Annotated in this window: 15 protein-coding genes; 8 read left to right on the top strand and 7 right to left on the bottom strand. The window is 72.5% G+C overall.

The window, feature by feature from the left end; translation table 11 throughout:
* The 3 genes from ACWJ6R_RS17105 to ACWJ6R_RS17095 form a co-directional block, all read right to left on the bottom strand.
* Nucleotides 1-319: hypothetical protein (locus tag ACWJ6R_RS17105; RefSeq protein WP_449063174.1), on the bottom strand; the 319-nt coding region annotated here is incomplete at its 3' end.
* 111 nt (nt 320-430) lie between these two features.
* Nucleotides 431-565 carry a hypothetical protein gene (locus tag ACWJ6R_RS17100; RefSeq protein ID WP_449063173.1) on the bottom strand — a complete coding sequence of 45 codons (135 nt, stop codon included), beginning with the start codon at nt 563-565 and terminating at the stop codon, nt 431-433.
* A 39-nt stretch (nt 566-604) separates the two neighbouring features.
* Complete coding sequence (locus ACWJ6R_RS17095; protein WP_449063172.1) at nt 605-748, bottom strand: hypothetical protein; 144 nt, start codon at nt 746-748, stop codon at nt 605-607.
* A 65-nt stretch (nt 749-813) separates the two neighbouring features.
* Between ACWJ6R_RS17095 and ACWJ6R_RS17090 the strand changes: the two genes are divergently transcribed.
* The gene (locus ACWJ6R_RS17090) at nt 814-1,470 is read left to right on the top strand and encodes an OmpA family protein (protein ID WP_449063171.1); all 657 of its coding nucleotides are present in this window, start codon (nt 814-816) and stop codon (nt 1,468-1,470) included.
* 325 nt (nt 1,471-1,795) lie between these two features.
* Here ACWJ6R_RS17090 and ACWJ6R_RS17085 read toward each other — a convergent pair whose 3' ends face one another.
* Nucleotides 1,796-3,010, bottom strand: coding sequence for an RNA polymerase sigma factor (locus ACWJ6R_RS17085; RefSeq protein WP_449063175.1), 1,215 nt, complete (start codon nt 3,008-3,010; stop codon nt 1,796-1,798).
* 43 nt (nt 3,011-3,053) lie between these two features.
* Entirely contained in the window at nt 3,054-3,425 is a 372-nt protein-coding gene (locus ACWJ6R_RS17080) for a YciI family protein (protein WP_449063170.1), read from the bottom strand.
* Between the two features lie 340 nt (nt 3,426-3,765).
* Between ACWJ6R_RS17080 and ACWJ6R_RS17075 the strand changes: the two genes are divergently transcribed.
* Nucleotides 3,766-4,422 (top strand): MepB family protein, encoded by a 657-nt coding sequence (locus ACWJ6R_RS17075; RefSeq protein ID WP_449063169.1) that lies wholly within the window; start codon nt 3,766-3,768, stop codon nt 4,420-4,422.
* On the opposite strand, the gene ACWJ6R_RS17070 is transcribed toward ACWJ6R_RS17075, so the two are convergent.
* Complete coding sequence (locus ACWJ6R_RS17070) at nt 4,358-5,374, bottom strand: zinc-dependent alcohol dehydrogenase (RefSeq protein ID WP_449063168.1); 1,017 nt, start codon at nt 5,372-5,374, stop codon at nt 4,358-4,360. The genes ACWJ6R_RS17075 and ACWJ6R_RS17070 overlap by 65 nt on opposite strands.
* A 229-nt stretch (nt 5,375-5,603) precedes the next feature.
* On the opposite strand from ACWJ6R_RS17070, the gene ACWJ6R_RS17065 reads away from it, so the two are divergent.
* Nucleotides 5,604-8,108: a cation-translocating P-type ATPase gene (locus ACWJ6R_RS17065; protein WP_449063167.1), complete on the top strand. Its 2,505-nt coding sequence runs from the start codon at nt 5,604-5,606 to the stop codon at nt 8,106-8,108.
* A gap of 237 nt (nt 8,109-8,345) precedes the next feature.
* Entirely contained in the window at nt 8,346-8,882 is a 537-nt protein-coding gene (locus tag ACWJ6R_RS17060) for a flavodoxin family protein (protein ID WP_449063166.1), read from the top strand.
* 131 nt (nt 8,883-9,013) lie between these two features.
* Here ACWJ6R_RS17060 and ACWJ6R_RS17055 read toward each other — a convergent pair whose 3' ends face one another.
* Nucleotides 9,014-9,154, bottom strand: a complete 141-nt coding sequence (locus tag ACWJ6R_RS17055; protein ID WP_449063165.1) for a hypothetical protein — start codon at nt 9,152-9,154, stop codon at nt 9,014-9,016.
* A 209-nt stretch (nt 9,155-9,363) separates the two neighbouring features.
* On the opposite strand from ACWJ6R_RS17055, the gene ACWJ6R_RS17050 reads away from it, so the two are divergent.
* The 4 genes from ACWJ6R_RS17050 to ACWJ6R_RS17035 all read left to right on the top strand — a co-directional run bounded on the left by ACWJ6R_RS17050 (nt 9,364) and on the right by ACWJ6R_RS17035 (nt 13,327).
* Nucleotides 9,364-9,468, top strand: coding sequence for a DUF1918 domain-containing protein (locus ACWJ6R_RS17050; RefSeq protein WP_449063164.1), 105 nt, complete (start codon nt 9,364-9,366; stop codon nt 9,466-9,468).
* A gap of 27 nt (nt 9,469-9,495) precedes the next feature.
* Entirely contained in the window at nt 9,496-10,359 is an 864-nt protein-coding gene (locus ACWJ6R_RS17045; RefSeq protein ID WP_449063163.1) for a universal stress protein, read from the top strand.
* 471 nt (nt 10,360-10,830) lie between these two features.
* On the top strand, nt 10,831-11,511 hold the full coding sequence (locus ACWJ6R_RS17040; protein WP_449063162.1) for a CBS domain-containing protein: 681 nt from the start codon (nt 10,831-10,833) through the stop codon (nt 11,509-11,511).
* 118 nt (nt 11,512-11,629) lie between these two features.
* Nucleotides 11,630-13,327 (top strand): sensor histidine kinase, encoded by a 1,698-nt coding sequence (locus tag ACWJ6R_RS17035; protein WP_449063161.1) that lies wholly within the window; start codon nt 11,630-11,632, stop codon nt 13,325-13,327.
* The last annotated feature ends 240 nt before the right edge of the window (nt 13,328-13,567 follow it).

The following is a 13,567-nucleotide window of genomic DNA, read 5'->3' as shown; positions in this document are numbered from 1 at the left end:
TGACGCCGCCCGCGACGGCGCAGGCGGCATCGGCCGCCGCCCTGCCCGACGGGGTGGTCGTCAACGGCTCGAAGCTGAAGATCGGTGTGCGCGGCGCCGGCGCCCCCGGCGCCATCGCCCTGGCCCGGGCCGGTGACGAACGCGGCGTGTTCTGCTGCGGGGACTTCGGCGACGGCCTGGCCCGGGTGGCCTTCCACTGGGGCTCGTCCAGCACTCCGGAATCCAGCGCCAACGGTGGACTCGAGCAGACCCAGGCGCCCGCGCTGAGCGGAACCGGCACCGCGGCCGACCCGTGGCGGGTGACCAGCAAATGGCGCATCGAAGACAGCCCGTACGTGGTCACCCAGACCGTCGAGCACGTGCGGGGCCGCACCGACTACCGCACCACCTGGAAGATCGACGTCCTGGCGGTGCGCGCCCACGGCATCATTCAGCAGCCCCTCTTCGGCCCGCTGCGGGTCGTGGTCGCCGCCGACCTGGCCGTCGACGGCAGCACGACCGGCCGTGGCGCGCTGAGCGGCTCGGCGGGGTCGCGGCGGCTGTCCGGGATCGGCCGCGACGGCACCCGGCTCACGCTGGTGGAGCGGACCCGGTGGGCGCACTACTACGAGGGCCCCGCCGCCACCGCGACGGCGAGCTGGTCCGACGACGACTTCACCGACCTGCCCGACACCGTCACCGCGAGCGCGGTCGACAACGGCATCGGCGTGCAGTGGAACCACGCGGGCCTGGACCCGGGCCAGAGCATGACCGTGTCGGTGGGCTGGGAGCTGTCGCCCCCCCGCCGCGGCGCCATCGGCGACGCGGCCGTCGGTGGCGGTGGCCCCGCAGGTGACCACCAGCGCCCGCGGCACCACGGTCCCGGTCGGCTGCAGGCTGTCCAGCGGCACGGTACGGCGCTGCGACATCGTGCTGACCGCCCGCAGGAACGGCCGCCAGGTGGTCATCGGCACCGGCTCCAAGACCTTCACCGGCGCCGCCGCCCGGGCGAGCGTGCAGGTCCCGGTACGGCTGAACGCCACCGGCCGCCGGCTCAGCGCCCGCCCCGCCGGGATCAAGGCCCGGGTGGCCGCCACCATCTGGCCGACCGGGCAGACCGCCGCCCTGACCGACACCGCCACCACGCTGCTGACCCGCCCGCACACGGTCACCGCCCGCGGCAAGATCCTGTTCGACTTCGACTCGGCGAAGCTGCGCCCCGCGGGCAAGCGCTACCTGGCCCGGCTGCGCCACCGCCTGCCCGCGATCGACGACCTGTTGTGCGTCGGGCACACCGACTCCGTCGGCGCCGCCTCCTACAACCAGCGGCTCGGCAGGAGACGGGCTCGGGCCGCCTGCCGGTTCCTGGCCCGCGGCACCGGCTGGGACACCCGCGCGGTCTCCCACGGGGAGAGGACGCCGGCCGCGTCCAACGCCACCGCCCGCGGCCGGCAGCTCAACCGCCGCGCCGTCGTGCACATCACCTTCTGAGCACAGGTTCCGGTGACCCGATGACGGCAGCGGGGAGGCCATGCGCCACGGACATCGGCGGCGGTCTCCACCCCGGCACGCGAACTGGAGTCGACCCGGTTCGGTGGACGCCTGACCTCTGGGGAACCCTGGTTCCCGGAAGGAGCCCACTGTGCCGAACAACTATCCGCCGGAGTTCCGCTTCGCCTCACTGGAATGCGAGCCGCTCGACCGGCGGGCCTTCCGTACCAGGTCGGAAGCCGAGCGAGCGGTGTTCGCCTACCTCGAGGGGTTCCGCAACCCTCGGTGCAGGCATTCGGCCAGCGGCCACGCTGAGCTGGAGAGGTCAGCTCAGCGTGGCCGCCTTGCGCAGCAGCACCGAGCGTTCGCGCCGGTTGGCGCAGAGCCGGGCCGCCAGCTCCAGCTCGGCGCGCGCTTCCGATCGCCGTCCGAGCCGGGCCAGCAGCTCACCGCGGACGGTCGGGACCAGATGCGAGCCGGGGAGCCGGCCGGAGGCGATCAGCTCGTCCACGATGGCCAGGGCTCGCGCCGGGCCCGAGGCCATGGCAACGGCGACGGCCCGGTTGAGCTCGACCACCGGTGAGGGCGCGACCCGGCCGAGTACCTCGTAGAGCACCACGATCCGGTCCCAGTCGGTCGCCTCGACCGAGGGCGCCGACGCGTGGGTGGCGGCGATCGCGGCCTGCAGGCCGTAGGGGGCGAGGCCGCGAGTCGATGCCTTGGCCAGCGCGGCCAGCCCACGGCGGATCGCCGAGATGTCCCACCGCCGCCGGTCCTGGTCCTCAAGCAGGATCGGCGAGCCGTCCGGGCCGGTGCGGGCCGGGAAACGCGCGGCCGTCAGCTCGCACAACGCGAGCAGGCCGTGCACCTCCGGCTCGGCCGGTTGCAGCGCGGCCAGCGTGCGGGCCAACCGGATCGCCTCGTAGGCGACGTCGGGGCGCAGCAGCCGCTCGCCCGACGTGGCCGTCGACCCCTCGGTGAAGATCACGTAGATGACGCTGAGCACGCCGCCCAGCCGCTCCCGGCGCTCGGCGGCCGACGGCAGCTCGAACGGCACCCCGGCCGCCGCGATGGTCTTCTTGCCCCGGGTGATGCGGGCCTGCACGGTCGGCACGGGTACGAGGAACGCGCGGGCGATCTCCTCGCTGGACAGGCCGCCGACCACGCGCAGGGTCAGCGCCACCCGGGCCTCAGGGGAGAGCACCGGGTGGCAGCTGATGAACATCAGCGCCAGCACGTCGTCATCGATCTTGTCGGGATCGATCTCTTCGTCGCCCGCCGCGTCAGCCGCCAGCAGGGCGTACCGGTCCTGCAGGGCGGTCCGGCGGCGGATCGCGTCGATCGCCCGCCGCCGGGCCGTGGCCATCAGCCAGCCGGCCGGATTGGCCGGAGAGGCGAGCGGCCACGCCACCAGGGCCTCGGCCACCGCCTCCTGGGCCGCGTCCTCGGCCAGCTCGAAGTCGCCGGTGAGCCGGGTCAGCGCGGCGACGATCCGCGCCGACTCGATCCGCCAGACGGCCTCGACATCGGCCCCGCCCATCAGATCGGGCCGTTGCTCTTGCACCCGGCCCGGTCCTCTACGATCACTCGTCGACCTGCGGGACCTCGTCGCTCCCGGGCACCCGCCGGACCTCGATCTTGGCCCCGGGGGCGGCGGGGACCCGCTTGGCCCACTCGATCGCCTCCTGCTTCGAGGTGACGTCGAGCAGGAAGAAGCCCCCGAACAGTTCTTTGGTCTCGCCGTAAGGCCCGTCCGTGACCACCGGGGCCTCGCCGCTGAAGTCGACCACGGCACCCTGGTCCGGATCGTCCAGCCCTTCGGCCGCGAGGAGCACGCCGGCCTTGACCATCTCCTCGATGAACCGGTGGGTCGCGGTCATCATCTCGTCGATGTCGGCCATCATGGCCGCGTTCGACTCATCGGTACCCCGCATGATCAGCAGGTACTTCGACATCGCGTTCTCCTCGTTTCGCTCAGCGGGGCCGTCTCTCGACTCTCGCACCCTTACGTCGAACGAGCGGCCCGCGGATCGACACGGCCCTGGAGAAATCTCTCGCCGCGACGCAGCCGATCCCTCCGGCCCGCGTCTCATCCGCGGCGCGCTCCCATACCGCAGAGAAGGGTCGTACGGCTTCCCGCCGCTTGTCACCACGCGTGAGCGGAGCGCCGGTCCGACGACAGGCGTAGCCATCGCTGTGGTCCCGGACACACCGTCAGCGTTCACATCACCATGACGGGAGCGCGGCCCTCGAGCCGAGCCGACTGCCTCCCCATACTCGTGGCAGGGTGGACGAATGACGACGAACCGCGAGTACTCATCCGATCTCGAACCGTGGGCGGACACCGCCCCGGCCCACGGAGATCTCATCGCGGCGAAGGCGCTCATCTACGACCCCTGCGGGTTCACGTGCTCGCAGCCGGTGCCCGAAGCCGAGGGCGCCGCCTACGCCGCCCACGGGTTCACCCTCGACGGCCTCTCGATCCGGTTCCGCGCCGCCAAGACGACCCCCACCAAGGTCGGTCAGTTCGTCACCGTCTGGAAGAGGTCCCCGGCCGGCCCCATCCAGCCCTTCGACGCCACGGACCCCGTCGACCTCTTCGTCATCAGCACCCGCGACCGTCACCACTTCGGTCAGTTCGTCTTTCCCATGGACGCGCTCCGCGAACACGGGGTCGTATCAGCGAACGGTTCCGGTGGGAAACGCGCCTTCCGCGTCTACCCGCCCTGGGTGGTCACCACGAACCGCCAGGCCGGCAGCGCGCAGGCGTGGCAGGTGGACTTCTTCTTGAACCTGCACCAGGACAGGCCTTCCGACCTGGCCCGGGTCCAAGGGCTCTACCACCCGCAGGCCACGCGGCTGCCGGCCGTACCCGGCGGGGGCACGGTCACATCTCGAAGACCAGCCGGGCCGGGACGGTGCTGTCGAGGATCTCGCCGAACGCCTCGTTGATCTCGTCGAGTTTGCGGGTCTCGTAGATCACCTTGGTCTTCCCGGCGGCGTGCAGTCGGAAGACCTCGGCCAAGTCGCCGCGGGTGCCGACGATGGAGCCGATCACGCTGATGCCGCCCAGCACGGTCTCGAAGATCGGCAGGCTCATCGCGTTGTCCTTGGGCAGGGAGACCAGCACCAGCCGGCCGCCGCGCCGCAGGCAGGCGTGGGCCTGCTCCAGCACGCGCGGGCTGGCGGCCAGCACGATCGCCACGTCGGCCCCGCCCAACGCCTGGATCTCGGTGACCGGGTCGGCGACGGCGGCGTTGACGGTATGGGCGGCGCCCAGTTCCTCGGCCAGGCGGAGCTTATCGGCGGTGATGTCGACGGCGACGGTCTCGGCGCCGAAGATCTGCGCGTACTGCTGGGCGAGATGGCCCAGTCCGCCGATTCCGAAGATCGCGGCGCGCTCGGCCGGGCGCAGGCCGGACACTTTGACGGCCTTGTAGGTGGTTACGCCCGCGCAGGTCAGCGGGGCGGCTTCGGCGGGGGAGATGCCGTCGGGGACGGGGACGACGTAGTCGGCGTGGGCGACGGCGTACTCGGCGTGGCCGCCGTCGACGGCGTAGCCGGTGTTCTGCTGGGACTCGCACAGGGTCTCGCGGCCGCTGACGCAGTACGCGCAGGTGCCGCAGGCGTAGCCCAGCCACGGGATGGCCACGCGCTCGCCGGCGGCGCGGCCGGTGACGGCCGAACCGACCTTCTCGATGACGCCGACACCCTCATGGCCGGGGGTGAAGGGCAGCGCCGGCTTGACGGGCCAGTCACCGCGGGCGGCGTGGATGTCGGTGTGGCACAGGCCGCTGGCCTCGATGCGGACCAGGACCTGGTGAGCCTGCGGCTCAGGGACGGGAATCTCCCGGACCTCCAGGGGTCGATCGAACGCGGTGACGACGGCGGCACGCATGTTCATGGTTCTCCCTCTCTTCGCTCCGGTCTCTGAGCCTGCACCCCCCGCAACCGGGCGAGGCAGGGCCGAAGGTCCTGGACGGCGCGGCCGTCGGTCACGGCCGTGGGGTGAGGGGCCGCGATCAGGCCGCGGGCGGATCGCGCTTCCCCGTTGAGGACCGGGGACGAAAGTCCTTCGGGGAGGTGTCCTTCGATCCGGGTCCCGCCGTGACCGCCGTTGATCTACTGGGCTCATGGAAGACACCGACCTGCGCGCCGCCGACGGGCTGTCGCGGGAGGCCGCCGCGCGGCTGCTGGCCGAGCACGGGCCCAACGCGCTGCCGCAGCCCCAGCCGCCCACCCTGATCGCCCGCGCGATCCGCCAGCTCGCCGATCCGCTGTCGGTCCTGCTGCTCATCGCCGGTCTGGTCACTCTTGTGGTGCTGCGCGAGGTTCCCGAGGGCGCGGCCATCGTCGCCATCCTGGGAGTCAACGTCGTCATCGGGGTCAGCCAGGAGAGCAAGGCCGACCAGGCGGTGCGCGCGCTGGGCACGCTCACCGCGCCGATGGCCAAGGTCCACCGTGACGGCGTGCTGCAGCGCATCCCCGCCGCCGAGGTCGTGCCCGGAGACGTCATCGAGGTCGCAGCCGGGGACCGCGTGCCCGCCGATGCCCGCGTCCTGGCCGCCGGCGCCCTGGCCGCCGACGAGGCGATGCTCACCGGAGAGTCCCTGTCGGCGAACAAACACGCCGCCGGGCCCGCCGAGGACGGCACCCCGCTCGGCGACCGGAAAGGGGAGCTGTTCTCCGGCACCCTGATCGTGCGCGGCTCGGGGAGCGCGCTGGTGCAGCGCACCGGTGCCGACACGCAGATGGGCCGCATCGCCGCCGCGCTGGAGGGCGGCGGCAGAAGCCCGCTGGAGCGGGAGCTCGCCCAAGCCTCCCGGCGCATCGGCGGCCTGGCCCTGGCCGCGGGCACCGTGATGGTGCTGATCGGCCTGACCCGCGTCAGCCAGGGCCAGGCCGCGCTGCTGGACATCATCCTGGCCGGGGTCGCCCTGGCCATCGCCGCGGTGCCCGAGAGCCTGGCCGCGGCGGTGACCACCGCCATGGCCCTGGGCTCGCAGCGCATGGCCAGGCTCGGCGTCATCGTGCGCAAACTCTCGGCGATCGAGGCACTCGGCGCGACCACCGTCATCGCCACCGACAAGACCGGCACCCTGACCACCGGGCGCCTGGCCGTCGCCGACCAGGTGGCCGTTCCTGCCGTCGCCGACCAGGCCGGGCCCGCCGCCGAGCTGTGGCGGGCGGCGCTGCGCTGCAACGACGCCCGCGACGGCCTCGGAGACGCCGTGGACGTGGCCCTGCAGACCGCCGCCATCGCCCGCGGTGTACGGCTGCCGCCCGATGAGAAGCGTCTGGCCGAGCGCCCCTTCGACGCAGAGACCCGGTCCATGACCGTGATCACCGCCACCGGCGGCGGACCGCTGCTGACCGTCAAGGGCGCCCCCGAGGTGGTCCTCGCCCGCTGCACGCCCGGCCCGGAGGTGGACCGGCTGGCGGCCGCCGTACCCGGACTGGCCCGCCGCGGGCTGCGGGTGCTCGCCCTGGCCACCGCCGCCACCGCCGACCTCGACGCGACGGACCTGGCCCCGGCCGGACTGGTCGCCCTCAGCGACGAGATCCGCCCCTCGGCCCGGAGCGCGGTCGCCGACTGCCGCGCCGCGGACATCCGCGTGGTGATGGTCACCGGCGACCACGCCGACACCGCCCGCGCCGTCGCCGCCGACGTCGGCATCGAACCCGACCCGGTCGTCACCGGCACCGGCCTGGACGGCGCGGACGGCGCGGACCGCGCCGCGCTGCTGCGCGAGGCCGGGGTACTGGCCCGTGTCGATCCGGCCACCAAACTCGACCTGGTACGCGCGCTGCGCGAGCACGGCGAGGTCGTCACCATGACCGGCGACGGCGTCAACGACGCCCCCGCGCTGCGCCACGCCGACGTCGGCGTGGCCATGGCCGGTGACGAGGGCACCGACGTCGCCCGCGAGGCCGCCGCCGTCGTCGTCACCAACGGCGAGCTCGGCACCATCGTCACCGGCATCCGCGAAGGCCGCCGGCTGCACCACAACGTCGCCTCGATGATCGGCTACCTGCTCACCGGGAACCTCGCCGAGATATTCCTCGTCCTGACCGGCCTGCTGCTCTGGCCCGACCTGGTCGTCCCGCTGCTCCCGGTCCACCTGCTCTGGATCAACCTGGTCCTGGACGGCATCCCCGCCATCGCCCTGGGCCTCGACCGGCCCGCCGGTGACCCGCTGTCCCTGCGCCCCCGCCGCGGCGGACTGCTGTCCCGGCCGGCCGTCACCCGCATCGCGGCACGGGCGCTGCTGATCGGCGCGCTTGTCTTCACCACGGTCGAGGTCGCCCGCGGCATGGGCTGGAGCGACGAGCAGGTGCGCACCCAGGCCGTGCTGGCCCTGGTCTTCGCCCGGCTCACCTTGGCCTACGTCACCCGCGCCCGCCGCTGGACGTTCGAGCAGGGTTGGTGGCGCGGGCGCGCGGTGCTGACCGCCGTCGCCGCCACCGGCGCACTGCAGGTGCTGGTGACGCTGGTGCCCGCGCTCGGCGCACTGCTCGCGCTCACCCCGCTGCCGCCGCTCGGCTGGGCCATGGCGCTGGCCGCGGGCCTGGCCACCCCGTTCCTATGCGACCTGCTGCGCATCGCCCGCCCCCGCCGGCAGCGGCCCCGCGCGTAACGGTCCCAGACCGCGCCGTACGGTCTCCTGCGCAGAGAGCCGGAGCGCGGCACGTCTCCGTGCCCGGGGCCCATCCGGTGATCGCCTGCCCGCTCGCGCGCCGGGCCTTTGGTCCCTACCGCCGTGGTCGTCGGCCCCTTCACCCGCACAGCGGCGAGCGAGATGCTCAAGACGACAGGCGGGGGACGAGGACCGCCCCCGATCCCCGTCCCCCGCCGAGCGTCAATGGAGAAGGAGATGATCCTGATGCGCGCGCTCGTGGTCTTCGAATCGATGTTCGGCAACACCCAAGCGATCGCCGAGGCCGTCGCCGACGGCCTGGCCACCCACATGCAGGTGGACCTCATCGAGGTCGGTGACGCTCCGGAGGCGGTTCCCGGCGACGTGGACCTGCTCGTCGTCGGCGCACCCACCCATGCCTTCGGCATGAGCCGCCCCGGCACCCGGCAGTCGGCCGCCCAGCAGGTCCCCGCAGGCCTGGTGTCCAAAGGGCGGGGGCTGCGCGAATGGCTCGCCGCCCTGGGCGGCCACGCACCGGCCGTGGCCGCCGCGGCGTTCGACACCCGGGTCAAGAACCCCTGGGTCCCAGGATCGGCCCGGCACGGCGCCGAGAAACGCCTGCGTAAGCAGGGTTTCGCGATCCTGTCCGGCTCGCAGAGCTTCTACGTCTCCGGTACCCCCGGCCCGCTTCTGGAGGGGGAGACCGACCGGGCACGCTACTGGGGTACGGCACTGGCCACGGCACGGCAGGCCGGTGCCCACCGGCTCGCGTAGGAACCCCCACCGGCGTCATGCCCGAGAGTCCGGCGCTCCGCCGAAGTAAACGCGCCGATCACCGATGGGGCGACTCGCCGGCCTCCGCTTCCACCGTCCGGCTGAATCCTGGCTCAGGCGGGCCCATCCGGTCAGGAGCGGGCCTCGGGCTCATGCATCAGTGTCTCGACCAGCTCCGTGAGGTGGGCGAGGCGGATCTCCAGGTCGTGGATGCGGGCTTCGAGGCCTGCCGTGGACAGTGGCTGGTAGGTCATGGCGATCTGGCGGGCCATCGTCGCTCCTCTTCTCAGGTCAGGGATGCACCGGGACGCGGGTGACCACGTCCGGCTCGGTCCCGTCGTCGTGCACGGGCGGATTGCCCATGCCTTCAGTGTCCGTGCCCGCCGGGCCGGAGGCTACGGCCGATGGGCCTGCGGTCATGGGCCGACCGGCCTTGGCCACCTCTCGCCGGGGACGCTGAGAGTGGTGGGACGTACGCTACGTGGTGCGCTGGGTGGACGACGAGCACGAGGGCCTCGTGTTCCCGGGGCCCGACGCCCACGTGGTGACGAAGGAAGATCGGGACTCCTCGTTCACGACCTCGTGAACGGCCCGCATATACGCAGGAGGACTCATGATCGTGGTAGGGGTGGACGGCTCGCAGGCCGGTCTGGAGGCGGTGGGCTGGGCGGTGCGCGAGGCCGGGCTGCGCGGTGCGCGGCTGCGCATCGTGCACGTCATGCCGGCCTGGGCGTTCGAGATGCCCGAGGACGTGCCGCACGCCGATGTGGGGCGGTGGATGCGCGACGGTGCCGCCGACCTGCTGGCCCAGGGGGTGGAGCGGGCCCACGCCGAGGGTCTGCCGGTGGAGGTGGAGCCGCTGCTGCTGCCGGGTGATCCGCGGCAGGGCTTGATCGAGGCCGCCGGGCAGGCGGAGCTGCTGGTAGTCGGCAGTCACGGGCTGGGCGGCTTCCTGGGCATGCTGGTGGGGTCGGTGGCACTGGGTGTGTGCGGGCACACCGCCTGCCCGGTGGCCGTGGTCCGCGCCGCGCCCGCTGGGCAGGAGCAGCCCACGGCGGATGGTCCGGTGGTGGTCGGGGTCGACGGCTCACCGGCGGGAGCGGAGGCGCTGTCCTTCGCCTTCACCGAGGCGTCGGCGCGCGGGGTCGAGCTGCGGGCGGTGCACGCCTGGAGCGGACCCGTCATCGAAGGTGCGCCGCACCTGCTGGAGAGTGCCGAGCGGCGGGAGGGTGACGAGCAGCTGGTGCTGGCCGAGGCGCTGGCCGGCTGGAGCGAACGCTACCCGGATGTCAAGGTCACCGCGGAGGCGGTCAACGGTCACCCGGTGGACGTGCTCAAGGACGCCTCGGCCGAGGCGAGCCTGCTGGTCGTGGGCTCGCGCGGGCGCGGGGCCCTGACCGGTCTGCTGCTGGGTTCGGTCAGTCATTCGCTGCTGCACCATGCGCTCTGCCCGCTGGCGGTCGTCCCGCCACGATGACCCCTGGCCTGCGTGGTCCAGAACGGCTGCCGGGGAGTCGCCGCTGATGGCCTGGGAGAGGAACCGGGCGAGGTACGGACCGCGCTGTTCCGTATCGAGCCCGTACCGCTCGTTACCGAGGAGCACCCATGTGACTCTGAGCAGAGACGGCAGGTGGCGCGGCGCCAGGCGAAGTCGACGGGAGGGTCGAGGCCGCGGCCCATGTCGTTTCACAGGTGCGAACGGCTGAAGACAGCGGGGATGCGGACCACGCCCCCGATGGCCGGACGGCCCGGCCGGAAGGGCAGGAGGTCCCCCGCTCGCAGGACGTTCCGCCCTGCCCGGAGATGGCGCCCACGCCGGACGATGAGGATATGGACGAGCTTCGCCGGGGCGGTCCGCATCCGGACTCCATCACCCGGCAGCCCGCTCCCGGAGGATCGGCGGCAGGCCGTGGCCGTTCCCGGCCACGTGAAGCGAGAGGAGAGCGCCATGGCTACCGAGGTCAAGGATGTGATGGGCCGGGTGGCGATCGCGGTGCGACTGGACACTCCCTGCACGGAGATTCTCGCGGCGATGAAGCGCTTCGCGGTCGGCGCGGTCGCGGTGCTCGATGCCGACCGGCGTCCGGTGGGCGTGGTGTCGGAAGACGACCTCCTGCTCAAGGAGGTCGATGGGGTACGGCACGGCGCCACGATCTTCAGGGGGGAGAGGCGCCGGCAGGAGCAGCGCAAGGCCGTGGCCGTCACCGCCGCCGAGCTGATGACCAGCCCGGCGGTCACCGTGACCCCGGGCACGCCGGTCCGCGAGGCGGTCCGGCTGATGCACGAGCGGCGGATCAAGCAACTGCCGGTGATCGATCCGGTCACCGGCCGAATCGTCGGCACGGTGCACCAGCGAGACCTGCTGCGGGTCTTCACCCGTCCGGCGGAGGAGGTGCGCGCGGAGATCGAGGCCGTCGTACGCGGTGCGGCCGGGCTCGATCCCTCGACGGTGTCGATCGGAGTGCGGGACGGAGTGGTGACGGTCGGCGGCGTCGTCGAGCACAAGTCCCAGATCACCCGGCTGCTGGAGGAGATCGGCCGAGTGGAGGGCATCGTCGGCGTCACGCCCGGGCTGACCTGCGCTCACGACGACATCGGCGGCGTCGCCGTCACCCCGCCTCTTTACTAGGAGCTCTGGCTCCTGCCGCGGCCCACCTCGCGGTAGCGATCCGCGCCGAGGACCGGATCCGGTGCCCGCCCTGGTAGGGAGGTGGGCACCGCAGTGTTTCTAATGCAAAACTGCCGGTATGACGGATAAGGAGTCGTGCTCCCTGGTCCCGGGCATGCGGCTGGACGAGTTGCTGTCGGAGCTGCAGACCCGCCTGAGCGCGGTGCTGGCCACCCGCGACCGGGTGCACGCGCTGCTGGAGGCGGTCGTCTCAGTCGGCAGCGATCTCGACCTGGAGACGGTGCTGCGGCGGATCGTGGAGACCGCCACCACCCTGGTGGACGCCTCTTACGGCGCGTTGGGCGTGGTGGGCGAGGACCGCACGCTGATGCAGTTCGTTCCCGTCGGCCTGAGCGAGGAGGAGATCGCGGCGATCGAGCACTGGCCGCACGGGCTGGGCCTGCTCGGGCTGCTGATCAAGGAGCCGCAGACACTGCGGCTGTCGCGTATCTCCGACCATCCGGAGTCCTACGGCTTCCCGCCCGGCCACCCGCCGATGGGCTCGTTCCTGGGGGTGCCGGTGCGGGTACGCGAGGAGATCTTCGGCAACCTCTACCTCACCGAGAAACGCGGCGGTGAGGAGTTCGACGAAGAAGACGAGGCGATCGTGGTGGCACTGGCCACCGCCGCCGGTGTCGCGATCGAGAACGCCCGCCTGTACGAGGAGACGCGGCGCCGCGAGACCTGGCTGCAGGCCTCGGCGGAGGTCACCACCAGCCTGCTGTCAGGAGCCGGACCGGACGAGGTGCTCACCCTCATCGCCCGCCAGGCGCAGCAGATGACCGACGCCGACCTGGCCCAGGTCCTGCTGCCCGATGACGACAGGCAGGCGTTGCGCGTAAAGATCGCCGAAGGCCCCAAGGCGGATCCGCTCCAGGAGATGGACTTCCCCTTCGAGGGATCAGCGGCGGGAGCGGTCTTCTCCCGAGGCGAGCCGTCGATCTACGGGAACCTGCAGGATCTGCCCTATCCGCGATCGCCGCTGCGCGCGTCGGGGTTCGGCCCCGGGCTGCTGGTACCGCTGGGGGCCGCTCAGACGGTGCGCGGGGTGCTGGTACTGGCCAAGAAGCCCGGCCGCGCCCCGTTCACCCAGGCCGACCTGCGCACGCTGGCGGCGTTCGCCGGGCAGGCCGCGATCGCGCTGGAGCTGGCCGAGGCCCGCAAGGACGCCGAGCGGCTGGGGCTGCTGGAAGACCGCGACCGCATCGCCAAGGACCTGCACGACGTGGTCATCCAGCGGTTGTTCGCGGTGGCGATGACGCTGATGAGCACCGTGCGGCTGGTGGAGCGGCCCGAAGCCTCCGGCAGGCTCCAGCACGCGATCAACGAGCTGGATGAGACGATCCGGCAGATCCGCTCCACCATCTTCGCCCTGCAGACGTCCGGCCATGATGCCACGCCCGGTCTGCGCGCGCAGATCGTCGGCCTGGTGGAGGGCGCACGCGGGCATCTGGGCTTCATGCCGGGCCTGCGGATGGAGGGCAGCCTCGACAACCAGGTGCCCGCGGAGATCGCCGAGCAACTGCTCGCGGTGCTGCGCGAGGCGCTGTCCAACATCGTGCGCCATGCCAAGGCCACCAAAGCCGACGTGTCGGTCGAAGCGGCCGATGAACGGCTGACGCTGATCGTGCGGGACAACGGCGTCGGCCTGCCGCCGGACGGCAGGCGCAGCGGCCTGCGCAACCTCGCCGAACGAGCCGAAGCGCTGGGCGGCTCCTTCGAGACCACTGCAGGTCAGGAGGGCGGGACCCGACTTCGCTGGAGCGTCCCGCTGTGATCCGGTGAGCCTTTGACCCTTATGAGGCATGGCCTCCGCGTGGGCTCGCGGCAGAGCGGGCGGCCGGTCCGGCGCTGCTCCGGCCCCGCGGTCCGGTGGGCGCCGGCGTGTCCGGGACGCCCCGATCCGTGTTTTGATGGTCTCCCGCCGGACAGGGTCGACTGGAAGGCCCGGTCATCGGCGGCCGAGGTGAGGAGAGCTGACGGCATGGATGTGATTCGCGTGGTCCTGGTGGACGAC

Source organism: Planomonospora algeriensis (assembly GCF_977012225.1).
Note: the sequence above shows the minus strand (reverse complement) of the source record. Positions and strands in the feature narration are given on the sequence as shown.